The organism is Sorangium sp. So ce131, assembly GCF_051519095.1.
Taxonomy (GTDB): domain Bacteria; phylum Myxococcota_A; class Polyangia; order Polyangiales; family Polyangiaceae; genus Sorangium.
In genome coordinates, this window is record NZ_CP150455.1 from 3,971,801 (window position 1) to 3,988,757 (window position 16,957).

The 16,957-nt window shown below is 73.3% G+C and carries 11 protein-coding genes; 5 read left to right on the plus strand and 6 right to left on the minus strand.

Annotated elements, in window-relative coordinates; all coding sequences use genetic code 11:
* Positions 1-406: 406 nt before the first annotated feature.
* Positions 407-2,263: a PE-PGRS family protein gene (locus WMF43_RS14725; RefSeq protein ID WP_437680810.1), complete on the plus strand. Its 1,857-nt coding sequence runs from the start codon at positions 407-409 to the stop codon at positions 2,261-2,263.
* A gap of 479 nt (positions 2,264-2,742) precedes the next feature.
* Here the strand turns inward: WMF43_RS14725 and WMF43_RS14730 are convergent, their stop codons facing one another.
* Complete coding sequence (locus WMF43_RS14730; RefSeq protein ID WP_437680812.1) at positions 2,743-3,129, minus strand: KGG domain-containing protein; 387 nt, start codon at positions 3,127-3,129, stop codon at positions 2,743-2,745.
* Between the two features lie 620 nt (positions 3,130-3,749).
* The gene (locus tag WMF43_RS14735; RefSeq protein ID WP_437680814.1) at positions 3,750-3,905 is read right to left on the minus strand and encodes a hypothetical protein; all 156 of its coding nucleotides are present in this window, start codon (positions 3,903-3,905) and stop codon (positions 3,750-3,752) included.
* A gap of 174 nt (positions 3,906-4,079) precedes the next feature.
* Between WMF43_RS14735 and WMF43_RS14740 the strand changes: the two genes are divergently transcribed.
* A complete protein-coding gene (locus WMF43_RS14740) occupies positions 4,080-4,709 on the plus strand; it encodes a glutathione S-transferase family protein (RefSeq protein WP_437680816.1) in 630 nt (209 codons plus the stop codon).
* Between the two features lie 490 nt (positions 4,710-5,199).
* Positions 5,200-6,228 carry a phosphatase PAP2 family protein gene (locus WMF43_RS14745; RefSeq protein ID WP_437680818.1) on the plus strand — a complete coding sequence of 343 codons (1,029 nt, stop codon included), beginning with the start codon at positions 5,200-5,202 and terminating at the stop codon, positions 6,226-6,228.
* On the opposite strand, the gene WMF43_RS14750 is transcribed toward WMF43_RS14745, so the two are convergent.
* From WMF43_RS14750 to WMF43_RS14760, 3 genes are all read right to left on the minus strand, one after another.
* Positions 6,221-8,140, minus strand: coding sequence for an ABC transporter ATP-binding protein (locus tag WMF43_RS14750; protein WP_437684010.1), 1,920 nt, complete (start codon positions 8,138-8,140; stop codon positions 6,221-6,223). The genes WMF43_RS14745 and WMF43_RS14750 overlap by 8 nt on opposite strands.
* An 86-nt stretch (positions 8,141-8,226) precedes the next feature.
* Positions 8,227-8,562 carry a 4Fe-4S dicluster domain-containing protein gene (locus tag WMF43_RS14755; protein WP_437680820.1) on the minus strand — a complete coding sequence of 112 codons (336 nt, stop codon included), beginning with the start codon at positions 8,560-8,562 and terminating at the stop codon, positions 8,227-8,229.
* Positions 8,559-10,172, minus strand: coding sequence for an FAD-dependent oxidoreductase (locus WMF43_RS14760; RefSeq protein WP_437680821.1), 1,614 nt, complete (start codon positions 10,170-10,172; stop codon positions 8,559-8,561). The genes WMF43_RS14755 and WMF43_RS14760 overlap by 4 nt, the downstream gene beginning before the upstream one ends.
* 506 nt (positions 10,173-10,678) lie before the next feature.
* Between WMF43_RS14760 and WMF43_RS14765 the strand changes: the two genes are divergently transcribed.
* Together WMF43_RS14765 and WMF43_RS14770 are read left to right on the plus strand one after the other, a co-directional pair.
* A complete protein-coding gene (locus WMF43_RS14765; RefSeq protein WP_437680823.1) occupies positions 10,679-13,774 on the plus strand; it encodes an ATP-binding protein in 3,096 nt (1,031 codons plus the stop codon).
* Positions 13,755-14,129, plus strand: coding sequence for a response regulator (locus WMF43_RS14770; RefSeq protein WP_437680825.1), 375 nt, complete (start codon positions 13,755-13,757; stop codon positions 14,127-14,129). The genes WMF43_RS14765 and WMF43_RS14770 overlap by 20 nt, the downstream gene beginning before the upstream one ends.
* A 106-nt stretch (positions 14,130-14,235) precedes the next feature.
* Here WMF43_RS14770 and WMF43_RS14775 read toward each other — a convergent pair whose 3' ends face one another.
* On the minus strand, positions 14,236-16,785 hold the full coding sequence (locus WMF43_RS14775; RefSeq protein WP_437680827.1) for a hybrid sensor histidine kinase/response regulator: 2,550 nt from the start codon (positions 16,783-16,785) through the stop codon (positions 14,236-14,238).
* Positions 16,786-16,957: the final 172 nt, after the last annotated feature.

Below are 16,957 nucleotides of genomic sequence, written 5' to 3' on the forward strand. Positions count from 1 at the left end.
TGCAGATCGCGTACCGCGGCCGCCCGCCCGCGCGCGCCGCGCGCCCGGCCGAGGGCGTCGTGTTCTTGCGCTGCGGTGTGAGGCATTCCGCCACAATGGGACAAAGCTGCACCGGGCGGGCACGACGATTTGTATTCTTTGCGCAGCGCGGAGAGGGCGACCCGCAGGTAGTAGGATGTGGCCCGGCATTTACGTAAGGCAGCTGCTTGATTCGATCCACGCGCACGCGTACTCAAGCCTTCAGGGCGCAGCAGATGGTGATGCTCCACGCGGCGAACGACGGCTACCGGACCATCCTCGCTCCCCTTGAACACCCCGCAGCGCGGGCTCTTCGTCGAGACGACACGGAGGAATAATGAAAGCGCATTTCTTAGCGAGAGTGGCCCAGATCGCTCTTTTGACGAGCATGGGAATGCCCCTGGGCTGCGACGGCTGCGGCTCGGATGGCGGGGGTAGCACCGAGGCGTCCTCCAGCGGCACGGGAGGCGCCGGCGGGGCGGGGGGGACCGGCGGGCAGGGCGGCGACGCGGGCGGCGGCGGCGACGGTGGCGACGGTGGCGACGCGGGCGGCGGCGGCGGCGGTGGCGACGCGGGCGGCGGCGGTGGCGACGCGGGCGGCGGCGGTAGCGGCGGCGCCGGTGGGGCCGGTGGGCAGGGTGGCGCCGGTGGGCAGGGTGGCGCCGGTGGAGCCGGCGGCGTAGGTGGCGCGGGCGGCAGCGGCGGCGCGGGCGGCAGCGGCGGCGCGGGCGGCAGCGGTGGAGTCGGCGGCGCGGGCGGCAGCGGTGGAGTCGGCGGCGCGGGCGGCAGCGGTGGAGTCGGCGGCGGAGTCGGCGCGGGCGGCGGCGGCGGCGGGGCGGGTGGTGGGCCGTCCGAGCCCGTCGGAGAGGCGCTCTGGGGCCGCGGCGTCGTCGATGAGCGGAACGACAGGATCGAGGCAATGGCGGCGGATGAGGACGAGAACGTCGTCCTGGTCGGCGGCTTCCAGGCGGTGATCAATTTCGGCGGCGAGGCCGACGCGCTCGAGAGCGCGGGCCAGAACGACGTCTTCGTGGTGAAGCTCGATCCGGCGGGAGGTCACCTCTGGAGCAAGCGGTTCGGCGACGGGGGGCACCAGTACCCGCTCGCGGTCGCCACGGATCCGGGCGGCAACATCTTCATCGCCGGAGAGTTCGAGGGGACCCTCAACTTCGGCGCGGACCCGAGCACCGCGCTCACGAGCGCCGGCGCGAGGGATCTCTTCATCGCGAAGCTCGACGCCGACGGCAACCACCTCTGGAGCAAGCGCTTCGGCGACGCGCAGGATCAGTACGCCACGGCCCTGGCCGTCACCGGAGAAGGGGAGATCGTCGTCCTCGGCGTCATCAACGGCAGCATCAACTTCGGCGACGACCCCTCGACCGCGCTCACGGCCGTCGGCACCTACAACGCCGCCGTCGCCAGGCTCGACGCGTCGGGCGGCCACGTCTGGAGCAAGCGCATCGGGTCCGACACGAGCTGGCAGCGCTTCCGCAGCGTCGCCGCCAACGAGTCGGCCGTCTATGTGGCCGGCGCGTTCGGCGGCATCCTCGACATCGACGGTCGACGTGTGGAGAGCGCCATCGAGCGCGAGACCGAGGGCGAGCCGGTCTATGGCATCGACGCCATCGTCGTGAAGCTCGACCTCGGGTCGGGGGACCTCGCCTGGGCGCGCGGCCTGGGGGCCGCCGGCGAGCAATACGCGAAGTTCGTCAACCTCGGGCTCGACGGCAATCCCGTCGTCCTCGGCAATTACGGCGGCGCGTTCCAGATCGGCTCCACGGAGATCCCGCACCCGGCGACGGCGGGATACAACCTCTACCTCGCCCGGCTCGACGCCGAGGCGGGTGAGCCGCTCGCGGCGCGCGGGTTCCCGTCCCGCGGCGATCAATTCGTCTGGGGTCTGTCGCAAGATCCCTGGGGCAATCCCGTGTTGAGCGGCTACTTCACGGGCTCGCTGGAGCTCGGCGGAGAGCCCATCTCCATCGAGGCGCCTTCGACGGGCGACGCGTTCGTGGCCAAGCTCAGCCCCGACTTCTCCCAGGAGCTCTGGTCCGATGTCTATCGGGACCAGTTCTATTCCTTCATCACCGCCCAGACCGTCACCGCCGGCGGCAACACCGTCGTCGCGGGCCTCTTCTACGGCGCGCAGCTGGAGCTCGGGGGCGACCTCCCGCCCATCGAGCACAGCGCCCCCGCGCCCGACGCCGGCAACGGCGACCTCTTCCTCGTCACCCTCTCGCCCTGACGCAGCCCGCCCGGCGCGCGCGGGGGGTGATGTCACCACCCCGCGCGCTGCCTCTCTACCTCACCTCCGCGCCGCCTCTCCGCCTCACCTCGAGGCGCGCGTGAGACGCATCGCGTGCGCCTGGGGCGCACCGCTCGCGCGAGCGCCGGCGGCCGCGAGGTGATCGACGCGCTCGCGGCGAGCTCGGCCATGGGCCTCGACCGGTGGCCGGGAAGGCGGGCTTCGCGCGCGCCGATCCGGGCTTCGCGCGCGCGCCGATCCGGGCTTCGCGCGCGCGCCGATCACGGCGGGCTGCGGCCCGGCGCGCCCGGGATCACGCGCGCAGCGCGGATCGGCGGGTGCGCCGAGACCGAGGTGTGATTGACGAGAGACAGATCTGGGCGGGTGTAGGTGGATGGGCGCCAGGCGCGGCGCACGCCATCACGGCGCTCGTCCAAGGCGCGGCGCCTCTGGCGAGGGGCCCTTGGACAAACGCTGGTTCAGTGGCTCTGCTGACCGGCGGGGATGTGCTGCTCGTGGCCCTCGCGGCGCGGCTCCTGCACGTCGTCCCGCTCGTTCTGGTCCTGCGCGCCGCTCGACCCGTCGCCCCGCGCCTCGCCGCCCTTGCGGCCGATCTGGGCCATGTGGGCGCGGTTCTGGCTCACGGCCGCGCCGCCCTTGCGGCCGATCTGGGCCATGTGCTCGCGGTTCTGGCTCACGGCCGCGCCGCCCTTGCGGCCCGCGGCGCGGGCCTCCTCGGAGCTGAACTCGTGGGCGGTGCCCTTCTGGTGCGCGGCCTTGCCGCCCATGCTCGCGATCCGGCGCTGCTGCAGCTCGTCCATCGCCGCGAACCCACGGCTGCTGCTCTGACTCTGGTTCTGCTTCATGACAGTTCTCCTTCTGGTCGAGCGCATCGTTCCGCGCGCTCACGAGGACATCGCCCGCAGCGGTGGTCCTCACTCGCGGAGCTGAACGACGTCGGTGTTGAAGGGGGCAACTGCAACGTGGATGCCACGGAGAGGAGAGCTCCTGGATCGCGCTGGAGCAGCGGGCGCCGGGGCGGCCCCGCCGCGGCGAGCGCCGGCCAGCCGCCGGCGACGGCAACGAACGCAGGGCGGGATCGCGCCCTGGGCGTCGGCGGCGCGCGCGGCCGCGCGTCGACGCGCGCCAACATGCGGCCGCGCGCGCGGGACGATCCGCGGCGAGGATCGCCGCGGGAACAGCCGTCCCGCTCGGCTCAGCTCGTCCGAAGGGGCTTATTTCCGCGGGCTGATCCGCGCGGAAAACCCAGCGGACGCGGCAGACTGCCTCACTCACCTGAGCACTGAAGCCATCACGCCCCGCACTACAAACCAGCGACGAGCCCGGCAAGGAGCACGTATGTCCGAGCTGAGGTGGCCCGGTGCGGCGCGTCACGCGCGGAGGCCAGAGGCCGTGCCGTGCGAGCGCGGCCGTTCGGTGCGGAGCGCCGCGCCGGCGCCGCGCCGAGCGCAACGGCGGCGTCGGATCAGCCGAGCGTCTTTCTCATGCTCACGCCGGTGATCCGGTGACCGAGCGCCTCATAAAGCCTGCGCGCTCGCGTGTCGCTCCGGATCGTGAGGTGGAGGAGCGCCTCGAGCGCGGCGGCTTCCAGCGGGCGCAGGGAGACGGGCAAAGAGCGCATGCCGCGAGCTTGCCCTCGGACCGCGCGGCTCGCCGGATGTCGGCCCTCGGCCGTCGGACGAACACCCATTGAGCCCGCGAGCGCGCGGGCCATGCACGCTGCTGCATCGAACTCTGCGCGACGCCCGGGGCCGCCGTCTTGCCGCGGCTGGCCTGCTCGGGTAGAGCCGCGATCATGATCCTGATCGGCCAATACGACTCTCCGTTCGTTCGCCGCGTCGCCGTGGCGCTCCAGCATTATGGCCTCGCCTACGAGCATCGCCCGTGGTCGGTGTGGGCCGACGCGGACGCCATCGCGAAGTACAACCCGCTCCGGCGCGTGCCGGTGCTGGTGATGGACGATGGAGAGGCGCTCGTCGAGAGCGCGGCCATCCTCGACGCGCTCGACGATCTGGTGGGGCCCGAGCGCGCGCTCCTGCCGCGATCGGGCGAGGCGCGCCGCGCCGGCCTGCGGATCTGCGCGCTGGCGACGGGCGTGGCCGACAAGGCGGTGAGCTTGCTTTACGAGCACGTGCTGCGCACCGGCGAGCGTCGCAGCGCGATCTGGGTCGACCGCTGTACGGCCCAGATCTCCGACGCGCTCGATCTGCTCGAGAGCGAGCGCGCCGCGCGGGGCGGGGACCACCTGCTCGGCGCCTTCAGCCACGCCGACATCGCGCTCGGCTGCGCGCTGCGCTTCCTCAACGAGGCGCACCCGTCGCTCGTCGACGCTGCGAAGCGGCCCGCGCTCGCCGCGCACTCCGCCCGCTGCGAGGCGCTTCCGGTGTTCGCCGCGGTGGTGCAGCCCCTCCACGTGGCCGTGTAGCGGTCGCGGCCGCTCACCGCGCCGGCGGCGCGGGGTCGGCGAGCGGCGCGCAGGGGCCGGCCGGCAGGAGCGACCGGCGGGGGCCCGCGCGGGGCGGCCCCCGCGCCGGGAGCGCTCGCCGTCGCCGCCACGCCGTCGCACAGCGCAGCGCGTAGGATCCGCACCGCTGCGTCGCCGCGTTCGCAGGTGCCCGCCGCGGTTCCGGGAAGCTGGTGCGCTCCCGGGTCGAGGCGAAAGCGACACGCCCGTGGGGGAGTCCGACGTGGCCCGGAGAGTCCGACGCGGCCCAGGGAGGCCGACGCCGCCCGCGGGCGCTCCTGCGACGCCTCTGCGAGGCCTGCGCGTCGAAAACTCGACGTCCCCATGGCCCTCAAGTTGCTGCTACGTCACGCGCGTGACACGAGGCACGTCCGGCGCTGCCTTGCACGTGGTACAGAGCGGCCTGCTTCGGCTGCCCCCGCGCGCCACGCCTTCACTGGAATAATCCCCCATGCATGAGAGGCTGACAACGGACTGTGGTAAGGTAGACGACCCACGCAGCAGCGTGCTCGACGTCGAGCGCGCCGGTGCGCTCTGGAAGGACGTCCTGCGCGGCCTGGTCGCCGTGTTCGCGCTGCAGGACGTGCTCATGATCGGCTACCTCGCGGTGACGACGGTCGTGCTGCTCTGCGCGGACGCGAGCGAGGTGCGGTCGCAGTGCGTGCACCGCAACCTCGCTTACATCGCCGCGCTGGTGGCGGGCTGCGTGTTCGCCCGCCGCGCGACGTTCGTGGCGCCCGTGATCCGGCGGACGGTGTACCGGCTCCTGCTCGTCGGCGTCTTCCTGCTCAACTACCTCGCGCTCCGGCACGTCCTCCCCGTCGTCCGGAGCGACGCCCTCGACACGGAGCTCCTCCGCCTCGACCTGCTCCTCTTCGGCGTGGAGCCGGCGCTCTGGCTCGAGCGCTTCAACACGCGCCCGGTCGTCGAGTGGTTCGCGTTCTTCTACTTCAGCTACTTCTTCATCTGCTTCTTCTCGATGGTGCTGTCGCTCTGGGTCACGCGCCCCGGCCGCGCCGTGACGCAGTACGCGCTCGGCACCGCGCTCGTCTATTGCGTCGGCCAGCTCGGCTACATGGCCGTCCCCGCCTACGGCCCGATCGTGGCGCTGAGCAGCTCGTACCCGGGGCCGGTCGACGGCGGCTTCTTCTGGAACACGGTGATGAAGATCGTGCAGTCCGGCGGCGCCATGAAGGACGTCTTCCCCTCCTTGCACACGGCCGCGCCGCTCTGGTTCGCCCTCTACGCCTTCAGCCGCGCGCGCGCCGACCGGCGGCTGCTCGGGCTGGCCGTGGTGACCGCGTTCTTCTCCTTCAACATCATCATCTCCACCATGCTCCTCCGCTGGCACTACGCGGTCGACGTGGTCGCCGGCGTCGCGCTGGCCGTGAGCGCGGCGTGGGCCGCGCCGCGGCTCGCCGCGTGGGAGGAGCGCCTGCGCGAGCGCATGGGCCAGCCGCAGCCGTGGATCTTCAGGTAGGCGCGGCGCCAACCGCTCCCCGGATCTCGACGCGGACACGCGACGACGCGGGGACCGCCCGCACCTCGGCGCCGCTCTCCGGCAGGAAGCCGTCCGACTGCTTGCTCCAGAGCTGCTTGTAGGCCCCGCCCTTCGCGAGCAGCTCGGCGTGGGTGCCGTCCTCCACGATGCGGCCGCTATCGAACACCAGGATCCGGTCGAGCTGCGCGATCGTCGAGAGGCGGTGGGCCACGACGAGCACCGTCTTGCCCTTCATGACCCCCTCCAGCGTGTCCTGGATGGCCTTCTCGGTGATCGAGTCGAGGCTGGAGGTCGCCTCGTCGAGGATGAGGATCGGCGCGTCCTTCAGGATGACCCGCGCGATCGCGATGCGCTGGCGCTGCCCGCCGGAGAGCTTCACGCCGCGCTCGCCGACCATGGAGCGGTACCCGTCCTTCATCTGCTCGATGAACTCGTGCGCGTGCGCCCGGCGCGCGGCCTCGACGACCTCCTCCTCGGTCGCGTCCAGGCGGCCGTACCGGATGTTGTCGAGCAGCGTCCGGTGGAACAGGCTCGGATCCTGCGGGATCAGGCTGAGCTGCGCGTGCAGGGCGTCCTGCGTCATCTCGCGGATGTCCACGCCGTCGATCGCAATCTGCCCGGCGCCGACGTCGTAGAGGCGGAGGATGAGGCTGACGAAGGTCGACTTGCCCGAGCCGGAGAAGCCGACGAGCCCGACGCGCTGCCCGCGCGGGATCGTCACGTTGAGCCCCGAGAAGATCGCGCGATCGGGCGTGTAGCCGAAGGTCACGTCCCGGAACTCGATGTGACCGCGCTCGATCGTCGGCGCGAGGGCGCCCTCCCGGTCGACGATCTCGTGCGAGCGGATGATGGTGTTCACGCCGTTCGCGACGTTGCCGACGAACTCGAAGAACTCGAGGAAGCGGCGGCTCAGGTTGCGCGCCTCGTTGATGATGAGCAGCGACAGGCTCGTCGCCATCACGAACTCGGCCACGCCGATCTCGCCGCGCCGCCAGAGCGTGAGCGCGTAGTAGAGCGTGCCCACCTTGAGCAGCGCCGCCGACGTGAACTGGAACCACCGCACGCTCTCGGAGTACCAGTTCGACCTGCGGACCGCCCGGAGCTCCTTCGCGAGCTGGTCGTTCAGGTACTCGCGCTCGAAGCCGAACCGCGCGAAGAGCCGCGCGCTCGTCAGGTTCGTGACCGAGTCGACGAGCTTGCCCGTGGTCTCGCTGCGCGCGGACGCGGCCCGCACCGCGTGCGGCTGACAGCGGGTCGCGAGGAGATACGAGATGCCGACGAACAGCACCGCCCAGATCGAGACGAACGCGCCGAGCCTCGGGTGCGCCCGGTAGAGCAGCCCGATCGAGACCGAGAACACGATCGCGATCGGCCAGAAATCGAACAGGACGGCCCAGAGCGTCTGCGAGACGCCCATCGACGTCTCGCTGATCCGGTGGGCGAGCGCGCCGGCGAAGTTGTTGCTGAGGTAACGGTGGGAGTGGTGCTGGAGGTACGCGTAGAGGTGCCGCGTCACGTTCTGCCGCTGCCACGGCCCGACCGTGATCTGACAGAGGCCGGCGATGCGGCTGCACAGGAGCTCGCCCACGATGAGCGCGCCGAACAGCGTCATCGACCCGCCGAGCTCCGCGTCGAGCGCGGCCGCCGCGACGCCCTGAGCGCGCGTCACCGACTTGATGATCTCGCCGATCGCATAGGGGATCAGGATCCCGAACGAGGCGTGCGCCGACTCGAACACGAACATCGCCAGGTACCAGTACCGATAGCGGCCGATGAAGTGGACGATGAACCGGAACGGCGTATCGGGGAGCGACGGCGCGCCGGGGGCGCGTTGCAGAGGGGTGATAGATTCCACGGAGTATCCTCGACGTCGGCGCGTCCGGCGCGCCATCATGAGCCTACGGGCCGTCGCTCTCCGAGCAGCGTGCTCCCCACCCAGGTCGGCGCGTCGACGGAAGCCGCGTCACCCTCTTCTTATCATTGCCTGGCTGTCGCGGCCCGCAGCCGGAACGTGGGGTCCTGCTCGGCGCCGCCGGGCTTCGCCGCGCGCCAGCCGAGGTGGTGCGCGTAGCTCCCGAGGCGGCCGTCCCGCGCGAGCCGCTCCTCCTGCACGAGCTCGCGCCGCTCGGCGAGCGGGCTCACATAGAGCGCGTCGGTCGGGCAGTAGAGCTCGCACATGAAGCACGTCTGGCAGTCTTCCTGGCGCGCGATGACCGGCGCGTCGCCCGGCCGCGCCTCGAAGACGTTCGTGGGGCAGACCTTCACGCAGAGGTTGCAGTCGATGCAGCGGGCGTCGCTCAGTAGCTCGATCACGCGAGATCTCCTCGACGGTGGGGGGGCCGGTACGGCTCGACCCAGACGGCCGACAGCCCCCCGGCGATGAGGTGGTGCGTCTGGCCGGGATCGGTGTCCGGCAGGTCGGTGCGCCGGTGCAGCCCCCGGGACTCGGCGCGCGCGAGCGCGCTCCGGTAGCAGAACCGCGCCGTGGCCAGCATGGCGGCCGCCTCCCGGGCGCGGATCTGGGCGACGCCGTCCGCGTGGAGGTGCGCCGCCGCGTCCTCCCACGCGCGCTCCAGCCGGCCCACCGAGGCCTCGAGCTGGTCGCCCCGCCGGAAGAGGTTCTTGTCGAGCGGCAGCATCTCCTGCTGCACGAGGTCGATGACCTCCCTGGCCCCGAGCCCGCCCGCGCGCCCGCTGGGCCGGAGGCCGGCGGTCCCGGCGGCGCGCACGCGCCTCCCGGCCGCGCCGTCGCCCAGCGCGGCCGCGAACTGCGCCGCGGCGCGGCCCGCCCACGTCCCGCTCGAGATCGCCCAGGCCGCGTTGGGGCTCCCGCCGCCGCTCGACGACCCGACGATGAGCTCGCGCGAGGCCGCGTCGCCCGCGGCGTAGAGCCCCGGCACGCTCGTCCCGCACCCCTCGTCGACGACGCGGATCCCGCCGCTGCCGCGCACCGTGCCCTCCAGCCGCAGCGCGACCGGGAACCGCTGCCGGAACGGGTCGATCCCGAGCCGGTCGTGCGGCAAGAAGCAGTTCGGCTGCCCGTCGCGCAGCCAGCGCTGCGTCTCGGCGCTGGCGCGGTCGAGCACCGCGTAGACCGGCCCCTCGCGCAGCGCCCTGGCCACGGCGACCATGCGATCGCCGCGGCTCTCGATCACCTCGCCCGACTCGGTGGTGAACGTCGCCCAGAAGAAGGGGAGGCCCTTCGTGACCGACGCGTAGGCCGGGCTGATCCCGTACTGGGCCGAGAACTCCATCCCGGAGAGATCGGCGCCCGCCTCCACGGCCATCAGGTACCCGTCCCCGGTGTTCACGTCGCAGCCGAGCGCCTTGCTCAGGAAGGCGCAGCCGCCGCTCGCCAGCACCACGGCCCCGGCGCGCACGGCCCACGGGGCGTCTTGCTGGCGGGAATAGCCGCGCGCGCCGGCGACCACGCCGTCGCTCACGAGCAGCTCGAGGGCAGGGGAGTGGTCGAGCACCCGGACGCCGGCGCGCCGGATCTGCCGGCGGAGGAAGTGCATGTAATCCGGGCCCCGCAGGTTCGCGCGGTATTGAAGGCCGCTGTCGTCGAGGGGGAAGGGGTAACCCCACGCCGCCAGCTGGTCGATCTGCGTGTAGGTCGCGTCGAGCACGCGCTCCATCCACGCGCGGTGGGCGAGCCCGCCGCTCCGCGCGAGCCTCGCCTCGATCGCGCGCTCGCGCGCGTCGCCCTCGGGCGGCACGTACCAGGCGCCGGTGTTCGCGGGGGCGGTGGCGCCCGACGTGCCGCAGTAGCCCTTGTCGACGAGCACCACGCTGCGCGCGCCGCTCGCCGCCGCGCCGAGCGCGGCCCACGCGCCGGCGGGGCCGCCGCCGATCACCAGCACGTCGGCGAAGCCGTCGGTCTCGGAGGCGCTCGGAGGGGATGGCTGGACAGGAGTGTTCATCGAACGTACCGCAACGTGCCGCGGCGTGCCGCGCCGCAGGCCACAGGCACTAACCGGGCCAGCGCTGCCATGGAGGGGGACACGAGGCGCCGGGGCCCGCGCTGCTGCTCCGGCAGCAACGCGTGATGATCCGCTGCTGCGGCGCGAGCAAGATCTGTGTCCGCCTGCCCGTCGGCCCGTCGTCCAGCCGGCCGGACGGAGCGTCGCGCCCGCGCCGCGACTCGGCCTCTGCAAACGCTCGTTCGACCTCTTGAGCCTTTCAGACACCTTGCGCCGCTGGCGATCTCCGCTAAGCGGTCGAAGATGAGCTGTCGCCGCGAACAAGCGGAGCCGCAGGCGGGATGAGCGAGAGCATGGAACGCCGGTCGATCGACGAACACCGGTCGATCGATGGACACCGGTCTATCGACGGACACGGGGCCATCGACGGACACAGGTCGATCGAGGAATCCGCAGAACGGCCCGACTCCCCCGGAGGCCTGGAAGACCTGACGACCGTGAGGCCCGTGGACGACTCCGAAGATCACCTGTTCCAGGACGTCGAGCTCCTGAAGCGGGAGCTCGAGGGCGCGAGCCCCGGCCGCGAGTCGGCGCTGATGCGGCTCCTCGCCGCGCGCGTCGCCATGAACAGCGCCTTCCAGTTCTGGGGCCTGCTCGACGTGCACGGCACGAGCTGGGAGTCGAACCACGCCTCGATCCACGGCGCCGGCGTGGCGCGGAGCCAGGTGCACGGCGCGCCGTTCTGGGATTGCCGCTGGTGGCAGCGCTCGCCGGAGGCGAAGGACCGGCTCAAGGAGGCCGTGCGGCGCGCGGCAGGGGGCGAGTTCGTCAGGTACGATGTCGAGATCCTCGGGGGCAGCGAGGGAGAGGAGCTCATCACCATCGATTTCAACCTGAACCCCGTGAGGGACCGGCGGGGCGAGGTGGTGTTCCTGATCGCCGAGGGCCGGGACGTCACCGAGCAGCGGCGGCTCGAGCGGGAGGTCGCGCGGCACCGGGACGAGCTCGCGACGCTGGACCGGCTCAAGACGGAGTTCGTGGCCAACGTGAGCCACGAGTTCCGCACCCCGCTCACCCTCATCCTGGGGCACGTCGAGGACGCGCTGTGCCAGCCCGACCGCGCGCTCGCCGGCGAGGGCCTCGCGGCCGTCCAACGCAGCACGCTCCGGCTGCTCCGGCTCGTGAACACCCTGCTCGACTTCTCCCGCATCGAGGCGGGGCGCCTCCCGACGTCGTTCGAGCCCACCGATCTCGCGCGGCTCACCGCGGAGCTCGCGAGCTCCTTCCGGTCCCTGGTGGAGGGCGCGGGCCTCGCGTTCGTCGTGGACTGCCCGCCGCTGCCGGAGCCCGTCTACGTGGACCGGGCGCAGTGGGAGAAGATCATGCTGAACCTGCTGTCGAACGCCTTCAAGTTCACGTTCCGGGGGCAGATCACGGCCTCGCTGCGCCTCCGCGACGCGTCCGTGGAGCTCTGCGTGAGCGACACCGGCACGGGGATCCCGGCGGACGAGCTGCCCCGCATCGTCGAGCGGTTCCACCGCGTGCAGGGCGCGCGCGGCCGGAGCATCGAGGGCACCGGGATCGGGCTCGCGCTGGTCCAGGAGCTCGTCCGGATGCACGGGGGCTCCCTGCGCGTGTCGAGCGAGGTGGATCGGGGGAGCACGTTCGTCGTCTCGATCCCGAGGGGCCGCGCGCACCTGCCGCCGGATCGCGTCGCCCCGCCGGGCGAGCCGGCCCCGAGGCAGGCGGCCGAGGCGACCGCGGCGAGCGCCGGGGCCGAGGTCCCCGCGCTGCTCCGGCTCCCGTACTACACGCCGGCGCGCGGGCCCGGCGACCGTCCCGCCCCGCCGGGCGCGCGCGCCGAGGCCCCGCCGGGGCCGCGCCCGGGGGAGGACGGCGGCCGGATCCTCGTCGCCGACGACAACGCGGACATGCGCGACTACCTCGTCCAGCTCCTCGGGCGAAGGTGGCGCGTCGAGGCGACCCCCGACGGCTGCGCGGCCCTCGCGTCCGCGCGCGCCCGCCCGCCCGACCTCATCGTGTGCGACGTGATGATGCCCGGGCTCGACGGCGTGGAGCTCCTCCGGGAGCTCCGGGCGGACCCGCGGACGTGCATGATCCCCGTGGTGCTCGTGTCCGCGCGCGCCGGGGAGGAGGCGGTCGTCGAGGGCATCGAGACGGGCGCGGACGATTACCTCGTGAAGCCGTTCTCGGCGCGCGAGCTCCTCGCGCGCGTGACGACGCAGCTCGAGCTCGGGCGGATGCGGCGGGCCGCGGCCGAGGCCGCGGAGCGGGAGCGCGCGGAGGAGGCGCTCCGCTTCCTGGACGCGGCGAGCGTGGCGCTCGCCGACTCGCTCGACCCCCGGGCGACGCTCGCGCGGGTGGCGCAGCTCGCGGTGCCCGCCCTCGCCGACGTCTGCCTCGTCGACCTCAACGAGGACGAGGAGGGCGTGGACCTCCGGCGGGTGGAGGTGGCCTGCGCGGATCCCGCGCAGGCGCCCCTCGCGGAGGAGGCGAAGCGCCTCGCGCCCAGGGTCCTCGGCGGCCCCGGCCACGCGTTGGCGAGCGCGCTGATCGAGCGGGGCCCGGTGCTGCTCGATCCCCTGACGGAGGAGCACCTGCGCGCGCTCGCGCAGGGCGAGGAGCACCTCCGGGCGCTGCGGGCCCTGGGCGGGCGCTCGCTGCTGTGTATCCCGCTGGCGCGGCGGGGGCGGCTGCTCGGCGTGCTCACCTTCCTCGCCGCGCGGCCCGGGCGCTACGGCGACGCCGAGCGGGCGACCGCGCAGGAGCTCGCGCGCCGCTGCGCGCTCGCCGCGGACAACGCGCTCCTCTACCGGGACGCCCAGCGCGCGATCGCCCTCCGGGACGAGTTCCTCTCGATCGCCTCGCACGAGCTCAAGACGCCGCTCACCCCGCTCGGGCTGCAGATCCAGACCCTGCTGCGCCGGGCGCCGGAGCTCGCCGTCGACGCCGAGCGCCGGGCGTGGCTCACGGCGCGGCTCGAGCTCATCCGCCGGCAGGGCGACCGGCTCAAGCGGCTCGTCGACAACCTGCTCGACCTCTCCCGCCTCTCGGCAGGGCGCCTCGTCCTCGATCTGGAGCCTGTCCGGCTCTCGGAGGTCGTCCGGCAGGTGGTGTCCCGGTTCGACGAGAGCGGCGAGATCGCGGCGTCGGGCTCCTCGGTCGCCGTGCGCGCCGAGGGCGACCCCGCCGGGCGCTGGGACCGGATGCGGCTCGACCAGGTCGTCGACAACCTCCTCTCGAACGCGCTGAAGTACGGCCAGGGCAACCCGATCGAGATCGCCGTCGCGTCGACGGCGGAGGCCGCCACGCTGACCGTCGCGGACCACGGCATCGGGATCGCGCCCGAGCACGTCGGGCGCATCTTCGGGCGGTTCGAGCGCGCCGTGTCGGCGCGTCACTACGGCGGCCTCGGCATGGGACTGTACATTTCCAGGCAGGTTGTCGACGCGCTGGACGGCGTGATCCAGGTGAGCTCCGTTCCGGGCGAGGGTTCGACCTTCACGGTGACCTTGCCGCTCGCCGGACCTGCCGCCCCCCCGGATGGAGCGAGCGCGCCTCATGTCGAGCCGCCCCGGTAGGCGCATCCTGATCGTGGATGACGACGCGGCGATCCGCCGGACGCTGGGCGAGCTCCTGGAAGAGGAGGGCTACGCCGTCGCGTCGGCCGCGAACGGGCGCGAGGCCCTCGATTGCCTGCGGGACGACCCCACGTTCGCGCTGGTCCTGCTCGATCTGATGATGCCGGTCATGGACGGGTTCCAGTTCCGGGCCGAGCAGAAGAGCGATCCGGCGCTCGCGTCGCTCCCCGTCGTGGTGATGACCGCGCGCGGCGGCATGGATCGCGCCGGCTTCGACGCGGAGGCGGTCGTCAGCAAGCCGTTCGATCTGCTGCTGCTCATGGGCGCCATCGAGCGGAGCTGCCGGGGAGGCTGAGCGGCCGGGCCGCTCGTTGACGGCGCACGGCGCATGGCGCACGGCGCACGGCGCACGGCGCACGGCGCGCGGCGCACGGCGCGCGGCGCACGGCGCACGGCGCACGTTATGGACCGACCGTCGCCCCCGCGAGGTTCGCGATCACCGCGAGCAGCTCCGCCGGATCGATGGGCTTGGGGACGTGGGTGTTGAACCCGGCCCGCAGGGCGCGCATGCGGTCCTCGGTGCGCGCGTACGCGGTGAGCGCGACCGCCGGGATCCGCCCCCCGCTGCGCGCCGGCAGCGCCCGGACCTTGCGGATCAGCTCGTAGCCGTCCTCGCCCGGGAGCGCGATGTCCGACACGAGCACGTCCGGCCGCAGCGCCTCGAGCGCGGCCAGCGCCTCGGCCGCGGACGCCACCGCCGTCACGTGGGCCCCGCACTGCTCGAGCATCGCGGCGACCAGCTCGCGCGTGTCCTCCTCGTCGTCGAGCACGAGGACGTTCAGCCGGTCGAGCGCGGGGCGGGGCTCGACCCCGGAGGGGAGCTCCAGCCCCGACTGCCGCCGGCGCTCGCCGAGCCGCCGCGGCGGCGCGGCGAGCGGCAGCCGGACGGTGAACGCCGCCCCCCGGCCGCGGCCCTCGCTCGTCGCGTGGGCCGTGCCGCCGTGCATCTCCACGAGGCTCTTCACGATCGTGAGCCCCAGCCCGAGGCCGCCGTGCTTGCGGGTCGTGCCGCTGTCCGCCTGCCGGAACTGCTCGAACACGTAGGGCAAGAACGCCGGATCGATGCCCTGGCCCGTGTCGGACACGACCACCTCGGCCGACGCGTCGACGCGCTCGAGGCGGACGTGCACGACCCCGCCGCGCGACGTGAACTTCACGGCGTTGCTGAGGAGGTTCCACACGACCTGCTGCAGCCGGCCCGCGTCGCCCGAGACCGCGCCCACGCCGGGGTCGAGCAGCAGCTCCAGCCGGACCCCCTTGGCGTCGGCGGCGGGCCGCACCACCTCGAGCGCGGCCTCGATCACGGCCACGAGCTCGATCGGCTGCACGTCGAGCCGGAGCTTGCCCGCCATGATGCGCGAGATGTCGAGCAGGTCGTCGACCAGCTGGGCCTGCGCCTGCGCGTTCCGCTCCACCGTCTCCAGCGCCTTCTCGCGCCGGTCCTCGGAGAGCTTGCCGGTGCGCAGCATCCGGATCCACCCGAGCACGGCCGTGAGCGGGGTGCGGAGCTCGTGGCTCATCGTCGCAAGGAACTCGTCCTTCAGCTGGCTCGCGGCCTCGGCCTCCCGCCGGGCCGCCTGCGCCGCCGAGAGCAGGCTCTGCCGCTCCTCCTCCGCGCGCCGCCGCGCGGTCACGTCGAAGAACGACGTCACGACGCCGGCGACGGCGCCGTCCGCGGCGCGCAGCGGACGCGCGTTCACCGAGAGCCAGACGAGGGTGCCGTCCCGCCGCTCCAGGCCGAGCGTGACGCCCGACTGCGGCTCGCCGGTCCGGAGCGCCACGTTCGTGGGGACCATCTCGGCGGGGAACGGCGAGCCGTCCTCGCGGATCATCGGGAGGAACGGATCGAGCGTCCTCAACCCGACGAGCTCGTCCACCGACATCCCGAGGATCCGCTCGGCGCTCGCGTTCGCGGTGCGGATGACCCCGGCCGCGTCCTGGAGCGTGATGCCCTCCTCGAGCGCGCTGATGATCACGCGGTAGCGCTCCTCGCTCTCCCGGAGCGCCCGCTCCGCCTCGATGGCGTCGGTCTCGTCGCGCGTGATCAGCACGGCGCCCGCGGACGAGCCGTCGGCGTGCCGCAGCGGCGACGCCGTCCCGGCGAGCGCGCGGACCGAGCCGTCCGGGCGCGTGACGAGCCAGCGCGCGTTCTCGACCCGCTCGCCCCGGAGCGCGCGCTCCAGCGGGCTGTCGCTGAGCGGCATCGGGCAGCACGCCGCGGCCGGCATCCCACAGCCCTCGAGCCGCGCTGCGGCGGCGCCGGCGCCCCGAGCGAGCACGCCGTGCTGGCGCTGCGCCTCCCGGTTGCAGATGCGCAGCACCCCGCGCTCGTCCGTGGCCATGATGCCGTCGCCGCTCTGCTCGATCAGCGCGCGCAGCAGATCGCGCTCCACCGCCGCGGCCCGCTCCGCCCGCTCCGCCCGCTCGCGGAGCCGCTTCGAGCGGACGAGGGCCCCGACGCGGGCCGAGAGGGCGGCCGCGGGGCAGGGCTTCACCACGTAGTCGTCGGCGCCCGCGGTGAGCCCCTCGATCAGGTCCTGCTCCTGGCCGGCCACCGTCAGGATGAGGATCGGGAGGCCGACCGTGGCGGGGTTCGAGCGCAGGACGGCGCAGACCTCGGTGCCGGACATGCCCGGCATCATCTGGTCGAGCACGAGGACGTCCGGGAGCTCGCCCCCCGTCATGCGCTCCAGCATCACCGGCGCGTCCGAGAAGACCCCGACGTCGTAGGCGGCCGCGAGGCCGCGCGCCGCCATCTCGGCCTCCAGCGGGGAGTCGTCGAGGATCCACACGACCGCTCGCTCCGCGCGGTCGCTCGACGGCGGCCCGTCCCCCCCTCCGCGCGCGCACGGCCCCGCCCCGGCGCCCACGACGCCCGAGCGGCGCGGCGGGGCGCTCGCGTCGCGCGCCGCGTCGGCGGGCAGGAAATCCATCGAGAGGGGGTGAGTCATGGTTCTCCAGGAGCAGCAGGGGGCCGCCGGACTCCGCTCTCCGCGGCGACGCCCCGATCCAGCGCGGGTCCACGGCGTGGAGAGGTGATGGTTCCTCAGGAGTCGTTACCGCCCAGTCTCATCTGAGCGAGAGCGCGGGGCGGCGCAAGCTCCGCGCGGCGAAAAGCACGGT